Consider the following 24,454-nt stretch of genomic DNA (forward strand, 5'->3'; position numbering starts at 1 on the left):
CTCCAGCTTTACCCACAGAATCACGCTTCGAATCTGCAGTGACCATCCAAACAGGCAGCAGCAGCAACAACCTGGTGGTTTTGCTGCAAGCACTGGGCAACTCTGTGGGCCTGACTGTGGTCACAGATGGGGTTCCCGTTGACAAAACAGTCAACTACAACATTTCCAACAAGCCCTTCAGAGAGGTTTGGGATCTGTTGATTCGCCTCAATGACCTTGATTTTGAGATCCTCGGCAATGACATTGTGGTTGTGGGTCCCAAATCTGTGGTGGACAAGTTCCGTCCTGCACCTCCTGTTGAGCTGCCCAAAGTGGTTGCTGAACCCGTGGTCAGATCGTTCTACACGGTCAAAACCGATGCCGACTCTGTCATCAAATTCCTGCAGGAAACCGCCAAAGATGTTTCCATCACCCGCTTTGGCTCCAGCCGTCTGATTGCCATTTCAGGCACTGCAGCACAGCAGCAGGAAGTGTCAAGTCTGCTTCAAGTGATCGATGTGGTCACCACCGCTCCAACCACCCCTGTGGCAGAGAGCACCGAGCGTCGCTTCTATGGCACGAACCTTTCCGCAGATGAGGTGGCTGCCTTCCTGAAAGCCGAAGTGCCTGGAGCACAAATCAACCGTGTGGGGCAATCCCGTACACTCTCCATCACCGCCACAGCACAACAGCACGATGAAATTGCCACTTTGCTGGCCACCATCGATCCACCCCCACCCCCCCCTGCTGTTGTGCCTGCTCCAGAGCCCACCGAACGTCGTTTTTACACTGCGAACATGGCTCCTGAAGACCTCGTGGCTTTCCTGAAAGCCGAAGTGCCTTCAGCTGTGGTCAACCGTGTGGGAACCACCCGCACCCTGTCCATCACTGCCACCGCCAAACAGCAAGAGGAAATTGCAACCCTGCTGGCCAGTGTGGATCCTGCTCCACAACCTGTGCAGGTGGACAATGCTCCAGCAGTGCCTGCTGCCGAGCCACCTGTCCGACGTTTCTACACCACCAACATTGCTCCAGATGAAATCATCACCTTCCTGAAAGCGGAAGTTCCAGGAGCAACCATCAACCGTGTGGGAACCACCCGCACCCTGTCCATCACTGCCACTGCCAAACAGCAAGAGGAAATTGCAACCCTGCTGTCCAGTGTGGACATTGCCCCTGAGCAACCTGCACCTGTGGTGCGCATCCAGCAGATTTTCAAGCTTTCCAATGCCAAAGCAGACGATCTGAAAGCCGTGCTCACCCAAACCTTTGCAGCCAACAACAACGCCAACAACGCCAACAATGACAATCCCAACCTGATCATTGTCAATCCCAATGCCAATGCCAACAACGCCAACAATGCCCAACCACAAGATGTGGCCACGCAAGCCCCAGACATCATTTCCGATGTTCGCACCAACTCCTTGATTGTGCGTGGCACCCAGGCCCAGCTCAATCAGATTTCAGATGCCATTTTGGCTCTGGACAAGCGTGTTCCACAGGTGAACGTGCAGGTTCGCATTCAGGAAATCACCCGTACTGCAGCCAACACCCTTGGTCTGGATTGGACGGCCCCTTTTGGCAATTTCTCCACCCTCCGATTTGGAGCGGAAGGCATCAAGTCGGTTTTCAACGCAGCCAACAACCTGGTGGGCTTCAACCTGGGAGCCACACTGGAAGCCATGGAACGTCAAAACCTGCTCAAGCGTGTGGATGACTCCAGCTTGACCTTGCAAAGCGGTCAGGCAGAACCTGCCACCATCAAATCTGGGGGCACCTTGACCGTGAGCCTTGTGGGTGCAGGTGTGACAATTGAGCGTTCACTGGACTACGGGGTCACGGTCAACATCAGCAACCTGCAGGTTTCAAACGATGGCACCATCACCATGAAGGTCAATGCCAGCGTGAAGAACTTCACCACTGCCCCTACAGATCCAGAGCTGATCAACCTGACCAACAACGAAGCTTCCACCTTGCTTTCGTTCAAATCCGGTTCCACTGTGCTTCTGGGTGGCCTGCTGAGCATCAACAAGAAAGACAACACCACAGGCATCCCCGTCCTTTCCAGCATTCCTGTGATTGGTGGTCTGTTCAAGAAGACCGAAATCGAAGACAAAGAAACCCAGCTGATGCTGGTGATCACCGCCAACACTGTCGAATAAACAACCTTCTCCAACTGTTGCTTTGTCCACCTGCCGCTCAAGCGGCAGGTTTTTTTGTTTAGAAGGATTTCAAAGCTTCCAGAGCAGAAGTGTTAAGCTGCATAGCATGAAGTTCTTAACCGCAGGCGAATCTCACGGTCCACAGCTGACCACCATCATTGAAGGGCTGCCTTCACAACTTCCATTGACGGCTGAAGACATCAACCCATGGCTGGCCAAACGCCAGAGTGGTTATGGCCGGGGTCGCCGGATGCAAATTGAAACCGATCAGGTGCTCTTCATGTCTGGCGTGCGTGCCGGTCGGACCACCGGAGCACCCCTGACCATGGTGGTGGAGAACAAAGACCACCGCAACTGGACCGAGATCATGAGCCCAGAACCGGGAAACGAGCCTCGCAAGAAGTCATTGACCCGTGCCCGTCCTGGTCACGCCGACCTTGCTGGAGGCATCAAATACCGCCACAAGGACCTGCGTGATGTGCTGGAACGCGCCAGTGCCCGCGAAACCACCATGCGGGTGGCTGTGGGTGCCATTGCCCTGAAACTGCTGTCCGAACTGGACATTGTGGGCATCAATTACGTGTCCAGCCTGTGTGACATTGATTGCGACGTGCCTTTCACCTGGGACCTTGTGGATGCCATTGAGGGTTCTCTGGTGCGTTGCCCTGATCCCGAGGCCTCCCAGAAGATGGTGGAGCGCATCGATCAGGCCAAAAAGGATGGCGACACCCTCGGGGGCATTCTGGAAGTGCGCTTCAAGAACCTGCCGATGGGTCTGGGTTCCCATGTGCACTGGGACCGCAAATTGGATGGGCGTATTGCGCAGGCCGTCATGAGCGTGCAGGCCGTGAAAGGCATCGAAATCGGCTATGGCTTCCGTGGCACCCGCATGCCCGGTTCTCAGGTGCATGATGCCATTTACCGCGAAGACGGCAAAGGGTACTACCGCACCACCAACGGCGCAGGTGGCCTTGAAGGGGGCATGACCGATGGTGAAGATCTGGTGGTCCGCATCGCCCTGAAACCCATCGCCACCCTGATGAACCCCCTGCCTTCCATTGATGTGGTCACCAAGCAACCTGCCGATGCCGCTCTGGAACGCTCTGACACCACGGCCGTTCCTGCTGCTGGTGTGATCATGCAGTGCGTGATCGGTTACGTGCTGGCAGAGGCGATCCTTGAGAAGTTCGGCGGTGACACCCTTCCAGAGATTCAAGAACGGGTGCAGGAATACCGCAAATTTGTTGCCGAGTACTGAATGGACACCCGAGCTGCACGGAAAGCCTTTCCGGAATGGACGAATTGATGTTCAGCCATGCCAAAATTGACCGTCCGGTGCGCTGGTTGGCTCTGGCAGGCTTCATGGGCACCGGGAAAAGCCGGGTGGGATGGGAACTGTCGCGCCGTTTGCTCCTGAACTTCGTGGACACCGACAAGGTGATCGAGCGGGTCAGTGGCATGAAGATCAGCGAGATTTTCGAGTATTACGGAGAAGAAACCTTCCGGGCCTATGAACGGGAAGTGTTGAAGCGCACCACCCATCTGGATCTGGCGGTGGTGTCTCTGGGCGGAGGGGCATTCGTGAACCCAGAGAACCGGGCAGTCCTGAAGGCCAGAGGTCCGGTGGTGGTGTTGCATGCCACCCCAGAAACCATTTTCCAGCGCACCCGCAAGAGTGACCGCCCTTTGCTCAAAGTCGAAGATCCCGTGGCCCGCATCAAAACCCTGTTGCAGGAGAGGGGTCCCGCTTATGCAGAGGGGGACATCCACATCCACACCGACCATCATCCCAGCGAGCAGGTGGTGCTGGAGATCATCGAGAAACTCTGGGAGTACCGTCATGCACAAGATTCACGTTCAGGTCAGTGAGCCTTACACCGTCACGGTGGGTTTCGATTTGCTGGAAACCCTCGATTTGCCTGCCAACACCGCACTCATTTACGACAGCAACCTGCCCCAGAGCACCCTCGACCGCCTGAAAGACCGCGTCCGGTTGCTGATTCCACTGCCTGCCGGAGAAGCCTGCAAAAACTTCACCGTGCTTGCAGATGTGCTGTCTCAACTGGCCGCAGCCAATTTCACGCGGGACAGCCTGATTGTGGCTCTGGGCGGAGGGGCCACCAGCGATCTGGTGGGCTTTGTGGCCGCCAGTTACCTGCGTGGGGTGCGGTTCATCAACCTGACCACCACCCTGCTCGGGATGGTGGATGCCAGTGTGGGTGGAAAAACCGGCATCAATTTGCCAGAGGGGAAAAATCTGGTGGGTGCGTTCTGGCAACCCCAGAGCGTGCATGCCGATCTGGGCACCCTTGCAAGCCTCTCTCCGCAGGTCTTCAAAGAAGGCATGTCCGAGATGTTCAAGCACCACCTACTGGACAAAGAAGCACCAGTCAGCAAATTCTACGAACTGGAAGACATCCACAGTGAGGTGTTTGCCGCAGAACTGGCCCGCAGCATTCAGGTGAAAGCCCACATCGTGTCCATTGATCCGCACGAGAAAAAAGAGCGGGCTTACCTGAATTTTGGTCACACGCTGGCACATGCTCTGGAAGCCGTCTCCAAACACCAGATTTCCCATGGTGAAGCGGTGGCTTACGGCATGCACTATGCTGCCTTCCTTTCCCGCAACATGGGTGGGCAGGACCTCACCTCCAGAACCAGAGGTTTTCTGGAATGGATGAAACCCGTTCCTTTGCCCAATCGGGATTTTGGGGTGCTTCATGGCTACATGGCCCGAGACAAAAAAGCCGATGCTGAAGGGGTGCGTTTCACTCTGCTGCAAGACCACGGTCTCCCCTATCTTGCCCGTGTGCCTTTGCAGGTTCAGCAGGACAGTTTCGAGCAGTTCTTGCAAGACCTTTGAGGTTTGGATTCTCGGGGTGAGCCATCTGGTTCACCCTTTTTCAAATGGTTTCAAGTTAGACTGGGCATGACTGTCCCTGCTTCATCTGAAAGGAGCCGCATGATTCTTGTTTTGAATGGACCGAATTTGAACCTGCTGGGCACCCGTGAACCCGGTGTGTATGGGGCCACCACCCTCACCGATCTGGAAGCCATGTGCGAAAACTGGGGCGCAGAACTGGGCACCAACGTCACCTGTCGCCAGAGCAATTACGAAGGCCAGTTGCTGGAATGGATCCATGAAGCCGAAAGCCACGGTTTCACGGGCATCGTGATCAATCCCGGAGCCTTCACCCATTATTCGTATGCTTTGAGGGACGCGATTGCAGGACAAAAATTGCCTGTCGTGGAGGTGCACATCTCGAATGTGGATGCCCGCGAAGAATTCCGGCACAAATCGGTAACTGCAGCAGTTTGCAAAGGGAAAATCAGCGGTCTGGGGGTTTATGGCTACCGACTGGCCATGGATTACCTGATGGAAACGCAAGGTTCATGAGACCTCTGGTGTACAGCACACTGGGCTTGATGCTGCTGAGCAGTGCTTCAGCCGCACAGTGTGGAGGTTTGCCTGCACTGAACGTCAAAACCCCCAAAGGTTACTGTGTGGCCATCGTGCAGAAAAACTTGAAATTTCCCAGAGGGGTGCTGGCCCTTTCGGATGGGCGTGTGCTGGTCGTGGAAATGGGAGGTTGGGGTGCGAAGTTGGGTGGAGTGGCTCTGTGGACACCGGGCAAACCATTGCAAAGGTTGTTCTCGGGGTTGGACCGTCCGCATGGCATCCGTCAGGGGCCTGATGGGCAGATTTATGTGGCCGAAGACAGCCAGATTCTGCGTTTTGACCTGAAAGATCCCAAAAGCCGCACCGTCTGGATCAAAGGGCTTCCAGACGACGGAAGGCACCCTCTGAAAAGCTTTGTGTTTGATGCACAGAACCAACTGGTCGTCAATTACGGCTCGGTCACCGACAATTGCGAAAACCAGAAAGGCAAAAGTGCCTGCACAGAAACCGCCACCCGTTCTTTGCTCAAAAAGTTCAACATCGACTGGGAACAGGGTGGCAAAGTGCTGGGCTCAGAAACACTGGCCAAAGGACTCAGGAACTCGATGGGACTGGCCGTGCACCCCTCAGGCACCTTGCTGCAAGCCGAAAACAGCCGGGACGCGCTGGCCAGCATCCTCAAAGTTGATGATGAGGACTTGCCCCACGACGAACTGAACGTGATCCAGGCGGGCCGTTTTTACGGTTGGCCTTACTGTTACGACAATCAGGTGAATGCGCCAGAGTTCAAAACCTTCAAGTGCCAGAACAGCGTCAAACCCACCATTTTGCTACCGGGACACAGTGCCCCTCTGGGCATCGCCTACAGTCCTGCAAATGCTTTGCCTGTCCTGAAGAACCATGTGGTGGTGGGCTTGCATGGCTACCGTGCCAATGGACATCGTTTGGTGATGTATGCGGTCAATGACCAGGGCATTCCACAAGGCCCCTTGAAAAATCTGGTCTGGGACTGGGACACCAAAAAAGACCAGAAGCAAGGCGCACCCGTGGACATTTCCTTCGCGCCAGATGGCAGCTTTTATTTCACCGATGACAAGAACGGCATGCTCTTGAGGTTCCAGCAAAAATAAAGGCTCACCACCAACCCCGCCTTCTGAAGTACCAGCCCAACCCCAGCCCGAGCGTCAAAAAAGCCAGCCACGACAGCAAGTAACCGTGCTTCAGGTGCAGCTCGGGCATGTGTTCAAAATTCATGCCCCACACCCCTGCCAGAAAGGTCAGGGGCAAGAAGATGGTGGAAACGGTGGTGAGGGTTTTCATCACCTCGTTCATGCGGTTGGACTGCAAGGTCAGGTTCACGTCCAGCACACTGGTGAGCACTTCACGCGAAGAGTCCAGAGATTCATAGGTGCGGCCCAGCACATCCACCACATCCCGCAAATACATGGAGAGTTCTTCAGGATGGTGCTGGCTTTCCTGAGACATCAAAGCCGCGTGTCTGGAAAAAGCGGCCACACTTTCTCTGGCACTGCTGACCAGCCTGCGGGCAGACATGATCAGGTGCTTGTATTGAAAAACCTGACGGACCAGTTGAGGGGACGACTGGGTCTGAAACAGGGACTCTTCGAGGACATCGGTTTCCTCTTTCAAGGTGTCCGTGAAGTCAAAAAAAGAATCTGTCCCTCTGGACAGCAAATGGTAGATCACCCGTTCTTCAATACCGTGAACAACAGGCTCAAAACTTTGCCAGACACTGTTGAGGTATTCCACTTCACGAAGGCGCAAGGTGATCAGGGTGTCGGTCTCGGGATACCAGAACAAACTCAGGCGTTCGGTGTCTTCATTGCATTTGACACCGGGTTTGAGGGTCCGGTACACCAGAAAAGCATGTTCACGGTAAGCTTCAAAGCGGCTCCAGTGGCCTTCGGTCAGGGCATCTTCCAGCGCCAGAGGGTTGATGGAAAACACTTTCTGGAGTTCTTGCAATTCAGCTGCTGTGGGGGCCAAGACATCCACCCACACACTCTCGGGGTGGTTTTTCCAGTCGGGGATGTCAGGGCTGATCATGGAGAGGGCACGGATCATGGTCCCACTTTACCAGTGCAACAAAAAACCCTCTGGAATTCCAGAGGGTTTTGAGGTGAACAGGCGTGAGGTGAAATTTTACTTGATGACGGTGGTGGGTTCGCTGGAGAAGGGGTTGAGCTGGTTGTTGGACACAGAACCGAAGTTGGTCCACTGGACGGTGGAGTAGTAATCTCCAGCGCTGATGGCTGCAGGAGCGCCCACAGTGGTGCGGATGTAGAACACACCGCCGATGGGAAGTGCCAGGGTGTCTTGCAGGGTCACGCGCACAGTGCCGGTACCGGAAGCGGCAGTGGTGGTGAATTCAGTGGCAGCCAGGCGTCTGGAGGAAGCATTGGTGTAGTTGGAGGTGATGGCTCCGGTGACGGGATCGCGCACAGGGGTGGGATCAATGTAGACCTGAATGTCACTGAAGTTGAAAGCACCGCCAAGGGTGGCTCTGGGGTCATTGGAGCCGAAGACGAAGTTGAAGCTGTTGCGCACAGCACTTTCATTGGAGCGCTGCTCGTTGATGAAGGTGCCGGTGTAGGTGGTGGTTGCGCCTCCAGCAACAATGGGGTCAGCAGCGTCCACAAGCTGAATTTGTTCAGCGAGGTAAGGACGGACTTCCACACATGCACGGGCTTCGCCGTTGCCAGCATTGCCACTGGTGAAGCTGCCCACGTCACAGTACTGGCCAGGAGCGGCTCCGGCAGGCACGGTGCTGGTGAGCACCAGGGTGATGCTGCTGCCTGCAGCCAGGTTCATGGTTTCAGGAACGGTGGTGATGGTGTTGCCGGTCTTGGCCACAGAACCCTGTGTGCTGCTGCCCGTCACGGTGTAGGAACCGCTGCCGAAGTTCACAAAGGCTGTACCACCCTGCAGTTGGCCCAGCAGGTCTTTCACGGCCACATCGGTTGCAGTGGCATTGCCAGTGTTGGACACCACGATGGTGCTCTGGTAGCTGCTGCCGGGGAACACGTTGCTGACGTTGTTGACTTTGGTGATGTTCAGTTTGGGGGTGGCCACAATCAAGCAGGCATCATCAGAACCCGTTCCAGCGTTGCTGCTGGTGAAGCTGGCGGTGTCGCAGTAGCGGCCATCGGCGGAAGCACGCACATTGAACAGGTAGGTGCGGGTTTGACCAGCAGCCAGATCAAAGGCCGGGGCAGCCCAGCCGTCGTTGGTGTTGGCAGTGGTGCCGGTGGGCAGCTGGCTGACACTGTAGGCGGCGCTGGCACCACCGTTCAGGTTGTCTGTGACCACCACGTTGGTGGCTGTGGCGTCTCCACCGTTTTTCACGGTCACACGGAGACGGGCATCGGTGTTGGTCATGACCGTTTGAGGATCGGCAATCACATTGCCGTTGGCATCCACAAACTCTTTGATGATGTTCAGTTTGGGTGCACGCACGGTCAAGCAGGCCGTATCGCTCAGATCGCTGGGATTTTGCACCCCGAAAGCACCGTTGGTGTACTGGGTGATGGTGGCCATGTCACAGTACACACCTGTTTCAGAGGCCTGCGCGGGGAAAGTGAAGGTTCTGGATTCACCGGGAGCCAGATCGAAGGTGACATCAAAGCCATCGGCAGTGTTGGCGGTGGTGCCTGCGGGTGCGGTGATGCCGTAGACAGCAGCGTTGCCGGACATCAGTTTGTCGTTCAGTTTGATGCCGGTGGCAGGACCACGGCCTTCGTTCTTGACGGTGATGCTGAAGGTCTTGGCCTGGTTGATCAGGGTTTCCTGGGCTGCAGGGTCTTTGCTGATCACCAGTTTGGCACTTGGAGCAAATGTCTTGTTCAGGAATTGTTTGGTGACTTCGGTGCCGTTGACGTAAGCCACAGCACGCACTCTGGCGGTTGCGGTGGAGTACTTGGGATCATGGTTGAGGGCAGTCCAGGTGAAACCGTTGAGGTCTGGAGTGCCCACACCTGTCACGTTGTACAAGGGGTACTGCACGCTGGAGGGGAAACGGGCATTGTTGGCGTTTCCTGCACGGTTGGTGAAGGTTTCAGCAGTCAGGGCATTGTCGCTGATGTACTGGGGCACCACTCCACCAGAGTTTCCACCATCGTCAGCAGCACTGAAACGCACGCTGCCGGTTTGCTCCAGAATGTCCCAGCGCACGGAAGCGCCAATCACAGGGTAAACCTTGCCATCTGCCGCTTTGTAACCCACCCAACCTGCAGCGAGGTTCTGGGTGTTGGTGGGGGCCACTTCGTCCTGCTCACCGGGCAAGGGCTGTCCTGGGTCTTTGTTTTGATCGAGGTTGTGAATCCAGATTCCGTTGTTTTCGTTTTCCAGCCAGGCATAGAACACAAACTTGCTGCCGGCATTGTTCAGATCGGCTTGGGTGATCTCCACCATTTGACCCTGAGCATTCACGTAGAATGCACCGGACATGGCTTCCAGGGTGGGCACTTCAAGGTTGTAGTTCTGGCCTTCCACGAAAGTGTAGGTGCGGGTGACGGTTTTGTATCCCGCTTTGCTGAAGGTCACCGTGTAGGTGCCGGGGGCCACCTGAGCCAGGTTGCTGACGGTGTTGCCACTGCTGTCTTTCACCACAATGGTGTAATTGTTGGGGTTGGCGAAAGTCACCGAGACGGTGGTGGCATTCACAGGAGGCTGGGTGATGCTGCTGGGACTCTGGGTACCGCAGGACGCGAGGGCGAGCATACCGGTGAGGGCTAACATTCCAATACGGGTCTTCAACATTTGATCCTCCAGGAAATCATGAGTGAAGCAGGAACCCTCTGATAAGGTTTATTCCTGATGCTTCATACTCGAGAATTAGAATTCTACAAACTCGAAAAGTGCAATGTATGATATTTCGCACTCATTTACATTTATGATCAAGGTAAAGCCCTCATGTATTTAGATGTTCCACAGTTTAACTTCAGACCGACCATAATCTTAATGCAAACCAAGATAAAACTGAGATGAACCTGTAAATTTGTAAGGTTTTGTGATTTTGATCGGATTTTTTCATCATCAAGAAAGGGCATATTCACACTTTTTTCTTGAAATTCACCCACAAATCTCACTCAGCTGCATCTCAGGTTTACCCGAAATCAAAATCCATATTTTTCTTTGGATCTTAAAAAACAATATTCCAGATGGATTTCATCTTTGAGGAATGCCGATCTGTTCTTTCTTTTGCAGGAAATTTCATGAGAGATGAGTCATTCTTGCACATGTTTTGCTCATTTAAAATCTAAAGAAATCTTTATATTTAGAGATGATCTTGATTTCACTCGGCTTCTTTTGCACCCAACCCTTTCTGCTGGAGGTAGACATTGAAACAGATGGTTTGGTCCACTTTGGTTCTGGCCTCTCTCACATCATGTGGCTCTCCTGCTGCATCCACCCCACCCTTCACCCGAGAACCGTTCAACATCACGCTGGTCTTCTCTGAAAACAGCCTGCTGAATTCACAGCAAAAAGCCCTCTTTCAAGCTGCTGCTCGCAGATGGGAAACGGTCATTGAACAAGGGCTTCCAGACATTGCAGGTTCACCCCCCATCGATGACCTTCAAATCACCATTTCATCGGTCAACATCGATGGCCCAGGAAAAGTCATGGCACAATCCGGTCCTTTGTTGCTCAGACAGAACAAGGGTTTGCCCATCACGGGCATGATTCGTTTTGACCATCACGATCTGCAAATCCGTGAACTGGACGGCACGTTGCAAAACGTGATCCTGCATGAAATGGGCCACGTGCTGGGCATTGGCACCCTCTGGAACGACCATCTGGAATACGACAACCAGGGTGGATGCCTGAACTCCAACCAGATCTCTTTCACTGGAGAACATGCCACCCGATATTTTCATGAGTTGGGCAAAACCGGAGGGGTTCCGGTGGAAAACCAGTATGGCGCAGGCACCAAGTGTGGACACTGGGACGAAGAAACCTTCAAATCTGAACTGATGACTGGATTCTCCACCAGCAACCCCATGCCCCTGAGCAAACTCACCCTCGGCGCCTTGCAGGATCTGGGGTATGAGGTGAACCTGCAAGCCGCGGACCCTTACACCCTTCCTCAATCCGAAGTGTCTGGTCAGAGGGCAGGTTTTGAATTGCTGGAAATCCTGACCGTTCCCAGAGTGCTAAAGCCCGGAGAAACCCCATCCAGCATTGATCCATGAAATGGGAAGATTGAAAAGAATCTTCCCATTTCCAAAAACATCCATCAGAGAGACAAGCGCTTGTTCTTCCGGCAAATGCTTTAAAAACAAGACCTCCAGATGCTGGAGGTCTTGAAACCCAGACGAATCAAACGGTTGGAGCGTGCTGCCTGACGGTGGCTACCAGACGGTCCAGAGCCTCGTCAAGAATCTGTTTGCTGGTGGCAAAATTGAGGCGCACATACCCCTGATAACCTTTGCCAAATGGAGGACCATCGTTGAGGGCCACCCCACCTGCAAGCAGGGTTTTTTGCACCTCTGCAGCAAATGGATAAGCCGTGAAATCCAGAAGTTGCAGGTAGGTGCCTTCTGGAGAAGCGGTTTTGACCTCTGGCAGTTCGGCTTTGAGGCGGGCGTTCAGGTGATCGCGGTTGTCTTTCAGGTAAGCCACCACTTCCTGTTCCCAGATTTGCGCTCTGGTATAGGCTGCCAGTGTGCCTGCCATGGACAGCACATTGGGCTCTGGAAGCATGCCCACCGTGGCCTTGCGTACTTTTGCCAGCAATGCAGGATTGCGGGAAATGATGAATCCCATCCCCAGACCTGCCAGATTGAAGGTTTTCCCCGGTCCATACAGGGTCAGGGTCCGCTGCTCCATCTCGGGACTGAGGCTGGCAAAAACCGTGTGCTGACCTTCAAAAATCAGGTCGGCATGCAGCTCATCTGAAATCACCAGCAGGTCATGTTGCAAAACAAACTCTGCCAGTCTTTCCAGCTCAGCACGGGTGAACACCCTGCCTGTGGGGTTCTGTGGGTTGCAAATCATCAGCACTTTGCTCTCTGGAGTGACCACGGCTTCCAACTGGTCGAAATCCAGTTGCCATCCTTCTGGCGTGTACACCATCGGGTTGGCCTGCACGGTGCGCCCGGTGTTTTCAATGGACATCAGGAAAGGCGGATAGACCGGAGTCTGGGTGATGACCCCTTCTCCAGGCTGGGTCAATGCCATCACACCACCATAGAGGCCGCGAACCACACCGGGAATCATCATGATGTCTTTGGTTTGAATTTCCCAGCCAAAGCGCTCCTGCATGCGGTCCACAATGGCCTGTTGCAACTCGGGGTCTCCACCATGCTGAGGGTATCCGATGTGGTGGGTGATGCGTTCCTGAATGGCCTGCTGGATCTCTGGGGCAATGGGAAAATCCATGTCGGCCACCCAGAGGGCAAGGGCCTCTGGTCCGTACTGCTGCCATTTCGCTCCGGTGAATTTTCTGCAATCTTCGATGGTCACTGCATCAAATTGTTCGCGCATAGCAGGATCATAACGCAGAACCCAGTCCAGCACCCAGAGTGTTCCACACCTGTTACAAGATGTTCAGTGGAGGACACACCTCAAGAAGGCCTTTCAGGTCATCTGAGATGACATCTGGATGCACGGTTTCCAGCACATCCCGGCCGTGGGTTCCCCAAGTCACTCCATAGGTTTTGAGGCCTGCAGCCTTCCCGGCCAGCACATCTGCGGTGGTGTCTCCCACCATCCAGAGTCCCTGTGCCTCCAAAGCATCCAGAGCAGTGAAAATCACATCTGGCTCTGGTTTGTGTGGGAAACCTTCTGTGCCCTGAATGTGGTCCATGTGCATGGTCAGGCCCATTTTTTCGCTGACCCGTCGGGCGACCCTCGGGACTTTGGTGGTGGCCACCGCCAGCAGGTATCCCCTTCTTCGAAGTTCGGAGAGCACATCCAGCACCTCGGGGTAAAACCGGGTGTACACCGTGCAGTGGTCATCGTAGTGGGCACGGTACGCCAGAATCAGCTGATCCATGTCTGCATCGGGAAGAAAGTGGTGGAACATCTCACGCAGGGGTCTGCCAATCAGGTTTCTGACGTGCTCCGCTGCGGGCTCAGGGTGGCCACACACCACACATGCCTGTTGAAAGGCCACGGTGATGTCTTTGGCTGAATCAATCAGGGTTCCGTCCAGATCAAAAACAATCGCTTGACGCATGGGGTTCACTTTACCGTTTTCAGCAGGACCATGTGCGTACAATATCCAACATGCTGAGGGTGAGCACAAAGTCTGAGGCTTGGCCTGTCTACTGAAGAAGCGGTCCGTGGTCAGCCCTCAGCTTTCAGCAAAAAGCACACCCATAGGCTTTGGCTTTGAATACAGAAAGACCCAAAGGCAAAGATCAGATTTGAACCTGAAAAGGCAGCAAGGAAACTTTCCTTCTGGCTGACGGCTGATGGCTCCTTTGTTTGCATTGCCCCCACAGCAACTTTGCGCTTACCCTGCCAACATGCCCTTCAAGCAAACTGCTCGGTCACCACCCGGTCCCCTGCGGTGCTCGGGCTGGACACCACCAGAAAATGCACATCCTGACCGCTCAGGTTCATGGCGATGTGCACTTTGCCTGCAGGCACATGCAAACCCTCCTGAGGGTGCAACTCCACATCCCCTTCAGGGAGGCGCAAGGTCAAAACCCCAGAGAGCACATAAAAAAACTGCTCTGCCCTCTGGTGGTGGTGGGCCACCTCCTGTGTACCCGCAGGCATCCGTTCCTGAATCACACTGAGGTTTGCACCATTCAGCAATTTCCATCCGTCACAGGCATTTCCCCACAGGTAATGTTCACTGCTCTGGAGGGTGGCTTTCAATCTTTCACCCCCACCGCCTTGAGGGCTTTTCTTTTGTTTCTTTCCAGCAAACCCCAGAGGACCCCAATCAGTCCGGCCACCGGGCCCACGTTCCAGCCAAACACCAGGGTGTACTGGGAAGCCGCTTCCCACGGGTTCTCACCGAGGTTGAGCCATCCCGTGAATTTCAGGACACCCATCAAGGCACCCACCACACCCACGCCCAGCACCCCACCCAGCAAGCCCAACCAGATTTTTCCAGAGATGCGGGTCAACAGGTAAGACAGGTACACACTGACCGGCAACATCAACAAAACATGAATCAAGAAACGCATGGCGTCCTCCTTGATTCATGTTACGCACTCAGCCATGAGGATGTTCCCGAATCTGTTTGAATCCTGACATCCCTACACTGGGAAAACATTTGTATACTGGGGTCATGCCGAATGAAGGTAAGGACCGTCCCGTATACGTCATCTCGGTTGCGGCAGAACTGGTCGACATGCACCCGCAAACCCTTAGACTTTATGAACGCAAAGGTTTGATCCGTCCGGGTCGTTCCAGTGGGAAAACGCGTCTTTACAGTGAAAGAGACATTGAATACCTCAAGGAAATTCGCCGTTTGACCCAGGAACTCGGGGTCAATCTGGCTGGTGTCGAAGAAGTGATGCGCCTGCAGCACGAACTGGACGACCTGCAGGACGATTTTGAGTCTGAAATCCGCCGCATCGAGTCGGCCATTGAAGAAAAAGTGAACAGCCAACCTCTGGCCCTGCCCTCCAAAGCCGGGCAACTGGACCCCAGAGACCGCCCCGTCTATGTGATTTCCATTGCAGCAGAGCTTGTGGACATGCACCCGCAAACCCTCAGGCTGTACGAGCGCAAGGGATTGATCCGTCCGGGCCGTTCCAGTGGGAAAACCCGCCTGTACAGCGAAAGGGACATCGACCACCTCAGGGAAATCCGCAGGTTCACCCAGGAACTCGGGGTCAATCTGGCAGGCGTGGAAGAAATCATGCGCCTGAGGCACCGTCTGGAAGACATGCAAGCTGCTTTCGAGCTGGACATCAGCCGCATCCACAAAGACCTGTCTGAACGGATGACCCATTTCCGCACCCTGCCCCCACCCCAGGAGACCAACGACGAATGAGCCTGTATGTCATGAGCGACATCCACGGTCGCTATGCCAATTTTGTGCAGCACCTGAAGCAAGCCTGGATCATCGACGATGATCTGGACTGGATGGGCAGCGAGGAAGACCTGCTGATCCTGCTCGGGGATTACACCGACCGTGGTGAACATGGCATTGAGGTTCTGGAACTGGTGATGCGCCTGAAAAAACAGGCCCCCAGCAATGTGTTTCCTTTGATGGGAAACCACGATTTGCATTTGCTGGCCACCTACCACCATCCCAATTACGACAGTCCCACCGCCTGTTCTCCGCGCATTGATCATTTTTTCCGCAACGGAGGCCAGAGGCGCGACCTTGAACGCATGACCCCTGAACATGCTGCTTTCCTGCAATCCCTTCCGGTCATGTTCAAGTTTGGTCCGTTTCTGTTCATGCATGCAGACAGCCTGATGTACCTGAATTTCGGGCGCAACATCGATGCAGTCAATGCAGCTTTCAAGAACCTCCTGAGCATTCCCATTCCAGAGAAATGGGACGACCTGATCGCCCAGTTCAGCGAACGCAAAGCCTTTTTGCATCAACCCAACAATGCCCGGAACATCCTGAGCACCTTCGGTGGAAGCCGGATCATCCACGGGCACACCCCCATCTACCACATGACCGGAGAGAAAGCCGATTTCTACCTGCGGGTCCTCAAAGACGCCCTGCTCTACTGCGAGGGGATGTGCATCAACATTGACGGTGGACTGGCAGACTCAAGGCCCCCTGGCATCTTGCTGAAACTGTAAAGGTCAAAAAGGCAAAACCACATGTCCATTTTCGTGCTCTCCGACATCCATGGCCGACTGAAAGAAATGCTGCACCTGCTGCATTCACACGGTCTGATCGACCGGGAAGTGAACTTCACCGGGAAAAACCACACGCTGGTGTTCCTCGGGGATTACACCGACCGTGGAGAGCATGGCAAAGAGGTGCTGGATGTGGTCATGCGCCTGTCCCATCAGGCTCCAGAGCAAGTGCATGCCCTGCTCGGAAACCATGACATGATGCTGCTGGCGGCTGCCTTGCACCCCAATTACCAGCGCAAAGACACCCAGTTCACCCTCAAAGATTTCTGGCTGAACAATGGTGGGCAGAAGCGTGACCTCAAACACCTCAAAGAGCACCACATCCATTGGCTCCAAAACCGCCCGATGCTGCTCAAGTTGAACGAGTACCTGTTCATGCATGCAGACAGCCTGATGTACCTGCGGTACGCCCGAAACCTCCGCGATGTCAACTGGTTTTTTCGCGAGGTGATGCGACAAGGAGACGCGGCACTCTGGTCCCAACTGCTCGAAGAATTCACCGAACGGCGGGCTTTTTTTCATGACGCTGCCCTGATTGCTCCTGTCCTGAATGCTTTTGGCGGAAGTTGCATTGTGCACGGGCACACCCCCATCCATTACATGCTCGGGATTGAACGGGATGCCGTCCTGACGCTCACCGAGCCTTACATGTATGCCAATGGCAAGTGCATCAACGTGGATGGTGGCCTTTCGGATTCGAGGGCCAGAGGCGTGATTCTGGAATTGCCCTGAGGGGCAAACAGCAGAAGGCTGAAGGCTGAAGGCTCAGGCAACCTCAAATCTTTGGCTTTTGCAATGCAGGGCGAGGCATGCTGTCTTGGTCAAAACGAGGGACCGCAGGTTGTCTTACCCTGACTACGCGCTCACGGGGCGGCCCGTTTCGCGCTGGGCGCTGGTCCCTTTGCCCGCTCACCCTTACAACACGTGTCTGAGATTCCTGACTGCCTTCTGCCCTCGGCGTCCAACCCTCTGGAAAATGTCTATCCCTTTGGGGTTATAATCCCGTCATGCAATTTGATCAAGATCTGGCTTTACAAGAGCTGTTCGCGTTTTTGCGCATGCCTTCCGTCTCTGCTGACAGTGCTTACAAAGCGGGAATGGAGCAAGCTGCAGCTTTCCTGCAGAACAAACTGCAGGCTCTGGGCTTTGCTGCACGCATCGATCCCACCGATGGGCACCCTGTGGTGTATGCCGAGCGCCTGACCGCCCCCGGCAAGCCCACCGTGATGATTTACGGGCACTACGATGTGCAACCCGAGGCCCCTCTGGAAGAGTGGAAAACCCCTCCTTTTGAACCCACCGTGGTGGATGGGCGCATTTATGCCAGAGGTTCCACCGACGACAAAGGCCAGCTTTACGCGCACGTGAAAGGCATTGAGACTTTGCTGCAACAGCAAGGCGAGTTGCCCGTCAACATCAAAATCCTGTTTGAGGGTGAAGAGGAAATCGGCAGCCCCAATCTGGCCAAGTACCTTGAGGCCAACAAAGACAACCTCAAGGCCGATGTGATCCTGATTTCGGATGGGTCACGTTTCTCTGAAGACGTGCCCTCCATCACTTACGGCCTGCGTGGCCTGAGTTACATCGAGGTGCACGTTCAAGGGGCCAACCGCGACCTGCACAGCGGGGCTTATGGTGGTGCGGTTCCCAACCCCATCAATGCCCTGTGTGAAATCGTGGCCCAACTGAAAGACGACAAGGGCCGTGTGACCATTCCCGGTTTCTACGATGGGGTGCAGGAACTCACCCCCGAAGAGCGGGACATGTGGGCAGGTTTGCCGTTTGATCAGGAGAAATGGGGCCTTTCCATTGGCATTGATCAATTCCCCGGCGAAGAAGGTTACACCGTGCTGGAACGGATCTGGGCACGTCCCACCTTGGATGTGAACGGCATCTGGGGTGGCTATCAGGGTGAGGGCAGCAAAACCGTGATAGCCGCCAAAGCGGGAGCCAAAATCAGCATGCGTCTTGTGCCCGGTCAGGACCCCAAACGCATCACCGAACTGGCCCTGAAGCACATCCCCACTCTGGCCCCAGAGGGCACCCAGGTGGAAGCTGTAGAGCATCACGGCGGAGATCCTTTCGTGGTGGACCTGAACAGCCCTTATGTGAAGGCCGCCAACCGTGCCCTGCAAAAGGTGTACAACCGGGACGCTGTGTTCATTCGGACGGGCGGAAGCATTCCGATTGCTGCCACTTTCACCCGCATTGTGGGCGCACCGATTCTGTTTGTGGACATGGGGCTGGACATCGACGCTCCCCACAGCCCCAACGAAAGCTTTGCTGTACAGGATTACCTCAATGGCATCCTGACCAGTGCTTATGTGCTGGATGAACTGGGCAAACTGTAAACCCTCGGGCACAAGCAACCCCTTCAAATCCCCAACGCAAGTTGGGGATTTTGCTGTTTTGAAACATCCTGCCTTGTCCTGCAAAACAGTTTGTGTTGAATGCACTTGCACACAAACCAATTTTTAGGTATACCTAAAATATAGATTAGGGGACAGAAGCCCCTGTGGTTTTCCAAGGAGCACCCATGCAAAAACACTTGATTTTTTCCATCCTGCTGCTGCTCGGCACAGCTGAAGCACAAAAAAAGGTGGTGTTGACCACCTTCACCATCATTCAGGACATGGCCCAGAACGTGGCCGGAGACAAACTGGACGTGCTGTCCATCACCCGACCCGGCGCAGAAATCCACGGCTACGACCCCACCCCGAGCGATCTGGTGAAAGCCCAGAAAGCCGATCTGGTGCTGTACAACGGCCTGAACCTTGAAAAGTGGTTCGAGCGCTTTTTCCAGAGGGTCAAGAACGTGCCTTCTGCAACCCTGACCGAAGGCATCAAACCCATCAACATTTCGGAAGGGGACTATCAAGGCAAACCCAACCCGCACACCTGGATGTCTCCCAGAAATGCAGTGATTTACGTGGAGAACATCCGCAAGGCGTTTGTGAAACTGGACCCCCAGAACGCAGCCACCTACAACAACAACGCCAAAACCTACACTGCAAAAATCAAAGCTCTGGATGCCCGCCTCAAAAAAGCCGTGCAAACCCTCCCGGAGAACCGCCGTTTTCTGGTGAGTTGCGAAGGGGCCTTCAGTTACCTTGCCCGGGATTATGGCCTGAAAGAGGTCTACATGTGGCCCATCAATGCAGAGCAGCAAGGCACCCCCAGACAGGTGCAGAAAGTGATTGATGCGGTTCGCAAAAACAACATTCCAGTGGTGTTCTGTGAAACCACCGTGCCGGACAAAGCCATGCAACAGGTGGCCCGAGAAACCAGAGTCAAATTTGGCGGAAACCTGTTTGTGGATTCCCTTTCCGCTCAGGGTGGGCAGGTGCCCACTTACCTGAAACTGCTGGAATACGACATCAACACCCTCATCAAGGGGCTGAAACCCTGAAGGAGCACCCCATGACCCACCGCATTCAAGTGCAAAACCTTTCCATTGTGTATCCAAACGGCAATCAAGCCCTGGTCAATGCTTCCCTGAGCCTGAAAAGCGGCACCATCTGCGGTCTCATCGGCATGAACGGCAGCGGAAAAAGCACCCTGTTCAAAAGCATCATGGGCCTCCTCAAGCCTTACTCGGGCGAGGTCCGCATCAACGAAAAACCCATTCAGGAAGCCCAGAAGCAGGGCGTGGTCGCTTATGTGCCCCAGAGCGAGGATGTGGACTGGAATTTCCCGGTCACTGTCTGGGATGTGGTGATGATGGGCCGATATGGCCGCATGGGATGGCTGCGCACCCCCGGACGCCAAGACCGTGAGAGTGTGGAGCAGGCCCTCAGGCGGGTGAACCTGCTGGATTTCAAAGACCGCCAGATTGGTGAACTGTCAGGAGGCCAGAAAAAACGGGTGTTTGTGGCCCGTGCTCTGGCACAGGAAGCCACCGTGCTCCTGCTGGACGAACCTTTCAGCGGTGTGGACGCCACCACCGAAGACCTGATCACCAAACTGCTGAAAGAACTGAAAGGGCAAGGTCACACCATTCTGATTTCCACGCACCACCTTGAGTCCATCGAAAAGTTCTGCGATGAGGTGGCATTGATCGCCAACCAGAGCGTGTTCGCCCACGGACACACCACGCAGGTGTTCACCCCCGAAAACATCGCTCAGGTGTTTGGGGCACAGCACCTGCTCTCCAGAAGCATGGCTGCCTCTGCACCTCGCATGGCGCTGGGAGACTGACATGTCAGAGCTTCTGGCCCCCTTGCAATACGATTTCATGGTCAAAGCCATGCTGGTTTCCGCTCTGGTCGGCGCTGTGTGTGCGGTGCTGTCCTGCTTTGTGACCCTCAAAGGCTGGTCCCTGATGGGCGACGCGGTGTCCCACTCGGTGTTGCCCGGCGTGGTGCTCTCTTACATGGTCGGGGCACCTTTTGCTCTGGGAGCCTTTGTGTTTGGTCTGGGCAGCGTGATTGCCATTGGCTTCATCAAGGCCCACTCCAGAATCAAGGAAGACACCGTGATGGGGGTGGTCTTCACGGGCCTCTTTGCTCTGGGACTGGTCCTGATTTCGGTCACCCCGAGCGACGTGCACCTGTCACACATTTTGTTTGGGAACGTGCTGGGCATCACCACCGGAGACATTTTGCAAACCGTGATCATTGGTGGGTTTGCCCTGCTGGTGATTTTGCTGAAACGCAAAGATTTCTTGCTGTTCTGCTTCGATCCCACCCATGCCCGCAGCATCGGCCTGAACACCACTTACCTGTATTACGCCCTGCTGACTTTGCTGGCCCTGACCATCGTGGCCAGTTTGCAAACCGTGGGCATCATTCTGGTGATCAGCATGCTGATCACGCCCGGAGCCATCGCCTACCTGCTCACCGACCGTTTTGAACGCATGATCCTCTGGGCGGTGGCGAGTGGGGTGTTCAGCAGTGTGTTTGGCACCTACCTGAGTTATTTTCTGGATGCCTCAACGGGCGGTTGCATTGTGGTCCTGCAAACCATCCTGTTCATTGTGGCCCTGATCTTCGCGCCCAAATATGGCCTCCTGAAGCTGAAAAGCCGGGTTTTGCCTGCCGCTTGATGGGGTCTGAACAACACATCATCCTCACCAGAGCACCTTTCATCATGAAACCATGGGCATGTGGAGCAAACTCAAGTACCGATACCGCAAGTTCAAAGCCACGGTGCAAATGATCCGCACAGGATACCGTCAGGCGAGGGCCATCTGGAAAATGTTCAAAGGGGCACAGGTGCAACAGCAGAGCAGCACACGAACCCAGAGCAACACCAGAGCCACGTTTCAGAATGGTCGCACCGTTGACGTTGACGTGATCCCACCACGAAAATAACCTGTTCTTTCCTGACCCCTCCAATGCTGGAGGGGTTTTTTGATGGTTGGCCCTGCAAAGCAGCCAAATGTTCAAAAACTGTTCAAATTTGCTTTTCTTTTCTGCAGCACGGCTGTAAGAACTCTGAATGAACCGTCCCATTATCGTGAAGTTCAGGATGCATGGCATCCTCCTTGCACGTGAATGTGACCTGTGCATGTGCTGTCTTCATTGACCTGACATTGCAATGAATCCGCCGGTATCCAGCCCACTCCCCCCAACGCGCGAGGACACACATGAACACCTATACCGTCACCCTTGAACAGGCCACCGAAATCACCCTGATCATCCTCGGGCACAATGCACAAGATGCCGTGCATCAGGCCAGAGTGACCCTCAATGCTGCCCACCTCCATGAAAGCCCGGCCACACCCCTGACCTTGAACAGTGGGGTGTACACCTTCACGGAGTTTCAAGATCCAGAAGTGCAAAAGCTTTCTCCAGCCATGCCCTTTTTGAAGTTTCAGTCGGTCCCCACACCCCTGAGAACCGAAGAAATGGTTTATCTGCCGGTCAATGAACTGCTGGCCGTGTGGGATGTGGTTCGCATTCTGCCTGCCAGCACCCTTGGGGCCAATTTCTCGGTGCAGGGCCATGTGCTGACCACAGCTCTGGAAAGCAATGTGCTGTGCAGCAACCACCCCGAGGTGCTGGTCTCTTCACAGAAGTTGCCCGAGCCGGACCGCTTGCAGTTTCATGCCAGCCGGGACGATTTCTGGATTTCATTCCTGACCCACAAAGGGTGGCGCGACACGCCCCACATCACCTGGAGTTCCATCCAGCACCTTGAGCATGACACCTTGCAACTGGACCCCTCCCAGAGCAGTGAGCTGCATGCTTTTGAAGTGAAGTTGCACTGTCTGGCCACCCGGCGTCTGCTGGTGGCCGCCCACTCGGAAACCGAGGCCATGCAGAGGGCCAAAGGCCGTCCAGTGGCTTACCCTGCTCCTTTCACACCCAAAATGGATCCGCAGTACGGCGTTGAACCCACCCCCGGCCTGCACACCTATCTGGGCCTGTATGTGAATGGGCCTCAGACGCTGGACGCCAAAGACCAGTTTCTGGCGATCATCCCCCTGCAAGAGGTGCTGTCCTGCTTTGAGACCATCAAACCCCTTCCAGAGCGTTTGCAATCTCTGGAGGTGATGGTGCAGGCGGGTCTGGTGGAACTCGATGAACTGCAAGAACGGCCCTCTTGCCCCGAGGCTGCCCACCTTGCGATTTTGTGCTCTGAGCAGTCCCTGTTGACTGCCCATGACACTGCACGCTGCCTGATGACCCACGATCGCTTCCGTCTGTTTTTCTCCAGACGGCAAACGGTGCAGTCTTCCCCACGCAAACAAAAGCAGGAAACCGAGGCCAGCCAGACCCTCCTGACCTTCGATGTGCCATGGAACGATGTGGAAACCGCCATGTCGGACATCCGCACCGTGAATTACCAGATGTACGTTGAAAGGTGATGGTGTTGTCTGCTCTTTTTTGCTGCCCAGCAGTCAAAAATCAGCTGAACTTCTGATGAAGGTCGAATTTCATTTGGGTTTTATCTTGTGGTGGCACTCTACTCTTGAGTGAGTTCCCAAACCCTCTTTACCCCGAGCGAAAGCTCGGGTTTTTGTTTGTGGTTTTGGCTCCAAGACGGCTGAAGAGACAAAGTGTGCTTGCCCTGTCCGAAAGTGTTCCATTTTGGTTAAAATGAGGCAATGACCACACAGCCAGAACAGATCCTCCGCAGCCTCCTCAAGGCTTCAGGAGAGCGTTCCAGTCACGAATTCTTGCGCGTGCTGGCCCATGAATTGTCTTCGCTTTTTCATGCTTCGAGGGTTTTGATCGCCGAGTCCATTGACATTTCACGGGCGCAAGTGCGTCTGGTGGCAGGGTTTGATGGTGCACAGGATTTGACCGATCTGGTGCTGGATGTTTCCCAACTTCCATGCCGTGAAGTGTATGCAGGAACCCCCGTGGTCCTTTCAGAGGGCCTGCAAGAAAAACACCCCCTTGCTGCCCCACACCAGAGTTATCTGGGTTGGCCTTTGCTGGACGCCACCGGACAGCTCCTCGGGCACCTCGGGGTGTATGCATCCGAGCCCCAGAACTGGGACCTTGACCTGTTCACCCCTGTTGCGCGGATGGTGGAATCTGAAGTTCACCGCCTGCTGCTGGAACGTGAAAACGAAAAAATCAGCCAAGAGCTCACCGAACTGAACAACAAACTGCTGCAGGAAAGCATTCTGGACCCCCTCACCGGGGTTTTGAACCGCCAGCATTTCAGCCAACTGCTGCTCGGAGAATTTTTGCGTTTCAAGCGCTATGGTGAAAGCTTTGGCATTTTGACCATCGGCGTCGATGAATTCCGCCGGATCAACGACCGTTTCGGGCATGATGCCGGAGACATGGTGATCAAGGAGGTGGCCACCATCGTCCAGCAAGAGGTGAGGAACGGCGTGGACATCACCGCCCGCCTCTCTGGAGAGGAATTTGTGGTGCTGGCCATCCATGCCCGTCTGGAAAATGCCGCTGTGCTGGCCGAGCGTTTGCGCCGCAGGCTCGGGCAACTGACCTACACCCTTCCCGAGGGCACCCTGAAAGTCACCTGTTGTGTGGGCATCAGTGTGGTCTCTCCTGAAGACACCACCTGGGAACAGTCGCTGAAACGGGCCAACATTGGCCTGTACGAAGCGAAATCCAGAGGCCGCAATCAAGTGGTGGCCTGGGTATAGGGTCTCGAACAAAAAACCAGAGGTTGTCTCGATCAA

General features: G+C 54.8%; 23 protein-coding genes. 17 read left to right on the forward strand and 6 right to left on the reverse strand.

The window, feature by feature from the left end:
- Window positions 1–38 precede the first annotated feature (38 nt).
- The 6 genes from Q371_RS25030 to Q371_RS00920 all read left to right on the forward strand — a co-directional run bounded on the left by Q371_RS25030 (window position 39) and on the right by Q371_RS00920 (window position 6,671).
- On the forward strand, window positions 39–2,141 hold the full coding sequence (locus Q371_RS25030) for a type II secretion system protein GspD (protein WP_169743760.1): 2,103 nt from the start codon (window positions 39–41) through the stop codon (window positions 2,139–2,141).
- 106 nt (window positions 2,142–2,247) lie between these two features.
- Window positions 2,248–3,399: a chorismate synthase gene (gene aroC / locus Q371_RS00900; protein WP_034334881.1), complete on the forward strand. Its 1,152-nt coding sequence runs from the start codon at window positions 2,248–2,250 to the stop codon at window positions 3,397–3,399.
- 35 nt (window positions 3,400–3,434) lie between these two features.
- Complete coding sequence (locus Q371_RS00905; RefSeq protein ID WP_157442429.1) at window positions 3,435–4,010, forward strand: shikimate kinase; 576 nt, start codon at window positions 3,435–3,437, stop codon at window positions 4,008–4,010.
- Window positions 3,982–5,004 carry a 3-dehydroquinate synthase gene (locus Q371_RS00910; RefSeq protein ID WP_034334884.1) on the forward strand — a complete coding sequence of 341 codons (1,023 nt, stop codon included), beginning with the start codon at window positions 3,982–3,984 and terminating at the stop codon, window positions 5,002–5,004. Before Q371_RS00905 ends, Q371_RS00910 begins: the two co-directional genes overlap by 29 nt.
- A gap of 99 nt (window positions 5,005–5,103) precedes the next feature.
- The gene (gene aroQ, locus Q371_RS00915) at window positions 5,104–5,538 is read left to right on the forward strand and encodes a type II 3-dehydroquinate dehydratase (RefSeq protein WP_034334886.1); all 435 of its coding nucleotides are present in this window, start codon (window positions 5,104–5,106) and stop codon (window positions 5,536–5,538) included.
- Complete coding sequence (locus Q371_RS00920; protein WP_034334889.1) at window positions 5,535–6,671, forward strand: PQQ-dependent sugar dehydrogenase; 1,137 nt, start codon at window positions 5,535–5,537, stop codon at window positions 6,669–6,671. The genes aroQ and Q371_RS00920 overlap by 4 nt, the downstream gene beginning before the upstream one ends.
- Before the next feature lie 4 nt (window positions 6,672–6,675).
- Here Q371_RS00920 and Q371_RS00925 read toward each other — a convergent pair whose 3' ends face one another.
- Both Q371_RS00925 and Q371_RS00930 read right to left on the reverse strand, forming a co-directional pair.
- Window positions 6,676–7,626 (reverse strand): magnesium transporter CorA family protein, encoded by a 951-nt coding sequence (locus tag Q371_RS00925; protein WP_034334890.1) that lies wholly within the window; start codon window positions 7,624–7,626, stop codon window positions 6,676–6,678.
- 78 nt (window positions 7,627–7,704) lie between these two features.
- Complete coding sequence (locus Q371_RS00930; RefSeq protein WP_034334891.1) at window positions 7,705–10,320, reverse strand: phage tail tube protein; 2,616 nt, start codon at window positions 10,318–10,320, stop codon at window positions 7,705–7,707.
- Between the two features lie 590 nt (window positions 10,321–10,910).
- On the opposite strand from Q371_RS00930, the gene Q371_RS00935 reads away from it, so the two are divergent.
- Window positions 10,911–11,753 (forward strand): leishmanolysin-related zinc metalloendopeptidase, encoded by an 843-nt coding sequence (locus Q371_RS00935; protein ID WP_245618181.1) that lies wholly within the window; start codon window positions 10,911–10,913, stop codon window positions 11,751–11,753.
- A 127-nt stretch (window positions 11,754–11,880) separates the two neighbouring features.
- Here Q371_RS00935 and Q371_RS00940 read toward each other — a convergent pair whose 3' ends face one another.
- From Q371_RS00940 to Q371_RS00955, 4 genes are all read right to left on the reverse strand, one after another.
- Complete coding sequence (locus Q371_RS00940; protein ID WP_034334894.1) at window positions 11,881–13,047, reverse strand: MalY/PatB family protein; 1,167 nt, start codon at window positions 13,045–13,047, stop codon at window positions 11,881–11,883.
- A gap of 52 nt (window positions 13,048–13,099) precedes the next feature.
- Complete coding sequence (locus Q371_RS00945) at window positions 13,100–13,741, reverse strand: HAD family hydrolase (protein WP_034335321.1); 642 nt, start codon at window positions 13,739–13,741, stop codon at window positions 13,100–13,102.
- A 299-nt stretch (window positions 13,742–14,040) separates the two neighbouring features.
- Complete coding sequence (locus tag Q371_RS00950) at window positions 14,041–14,391, reverse strand: cupin domain-containing protein (RefSeq protein WP_034334896.1); 351 nt, start codon at window positions 14,389–14,391, stop codon at window positions 14,041–14,043.
- The gene (locus tag Q371_RS00955) at window positions 14,388–14,705 is read right to left on the reverse strand and encodes a hypothetical protein (protein ID WP_034334899.1); all 318 of its coding nucleotides are present in this window, start codon (window positions 14,703–14,705) and stop codon (window positions 14,388–14,390) included. Before Q371_RS00955 ends, Q371_RS00950 begins: the two co-directional genes overlap by 4 nt.
- Before the next feature lie 104 nt (window positions 14,706–14,809).
- Here Q371_RS00955 and hspR point away from each other — a divergent pair, with 104 nt between their 5' ends.
- The 10 genes from hspR to Q371_RS25035 all read left to right on the forward strand — a co-directional run bounded on the left by hspR (window position 14,810) and on the right by Q371_RS25035 (window position 24,418).
- Window positions 14,810–15,520 carry a heat shock protein transcriptional repressor HspR, fused homodimer type gene (gene hspR, locus Q371_RS00960; protein ID WP_034334902.1) on the forward strand — a complete coding sequence of 237 codons (711 nt, stop codon included), beginning with the start codon at window positions 14,810–14,812 and terminating at the stop codon, window positions 15,518–15,520.
- Entirely contained in the window at window positions 15,517–16,290 is a 774-nt protein-coding gene (locus Q371_RS00965) for a metallophosphoesterase (RefSeq protein ID WP_034334904.1), read from the forward strand. The genes hspR and Q371_RS00965 overlap by 4 nt, the downstream gene beginning before the upstream one ends.
- A gap of 21 nt (window positions 16,291–16,311) precedes the next feature.
- The gene (locus Q371_RS00970) at window positions 16,312–17,082 is read left to right on the forward strand and encodes a metallophosphoesterase family protein (RefSeq protein WP_051963046.1); all 771 of its coding nucleotides are present in this window, start codon (window positions 16,312–16,314) and stop codon (window positions 17,080–17,082) included.
- A 275-nt stretch (window positions 17,083–17,357) separates the two neighbouring features.
- Window positions 17,358–18,701, forward strand: a complete 1,344-nt coding sequence (locus Q371_RS00975) for a dipeptidase (RefSeq protein ID WP_034334905.1) — start codon at window positions 17,358–17,360, stop codon at window positions 18,699–18,701.
- A 185-nt stretch (window positions 18,702–18,886) separates the two neighbouring features.
- Complete coding sequence (locus tag Q371_RS00980) at window positions 18,887–19,759, forward strand: metal ABC transporter substrate-binding protein (RefSeq protein WP_051963047.1); 873 nt, start codon at window positions 18,887–18,889, stop codon at window positions 19,757–19,759.
- Between the two features lie 11 nt (window positions 19,760–19,770).
- Window positions 19,771–20,547, forward strand: coding sequence for a metal ABC transporter ATP-binding protein (locus Q371_RS00985; protein WP_051963048.1), 777 nt, complete (start codon window positions 19,771–19,773; stop codon window positions 20,545–20,547).
- Between the two features lies 1 nt (window position 20,548).
- Window positions 20,549–21,394 carry a metal ABC transporter permease gene (locus Q371_RS00990; protein WP_034334907.1) on the forward strand — a complete coding sequence of 282 codons (846 nt, stop codon included), beginning with the start codon at window positions 20,549–20,551 and terminating at the stop codon, window positions 21,392–21,394.
- A gap of 52 nt (window positions 21,395–21,446) precedes the next feature.
- Window positions 21,447–21,662 (forward strand): hypothetical protein, encoded by a 216-nt coding sequence (locus Q371_RS00995; protein ID WP_034334909.1) that lies wholly within the window; start codon window positions 21,447–21,449, stop codon window positions 21,660–21,662.
- Window positions 21,663–21,937: 275 nt separating this feature from the next.
- Window positions 21,938–23,161, forward strand: a complete 1,224-nt coding sequence (locus Q371_RS01000) for a hypothetical protein (RefSeq protein WP_034334910.1) — start codon at window positions 21,938–21,940, stop codon at window positions 23,159–23,161.
- 240 nt (window positions 23,162–23,401) lie between these two features.
- A complete protein-coding gene (locus Q371_RS25035) occupies window positions 23,402–24,418 on the forward strand; it encodes a GGDEF domain-containing protein (RefSeq protein WP_051963049.1) in 1,017 nt (338 codons plus the stop codon).
- Window positions 24,419–24,454 lie beyond the last annotated feature (36 nt).

This window comes from Deinococcus misasensis DSM 22328 (assembly GCF_000745915.1).
GTDB classification, from domain to species: Bacteria; Deinococcota; Deinococci; order Deinococcales; family Deinococcaceae; genus Deinococcus_C; species Deinococcus_C misasensis.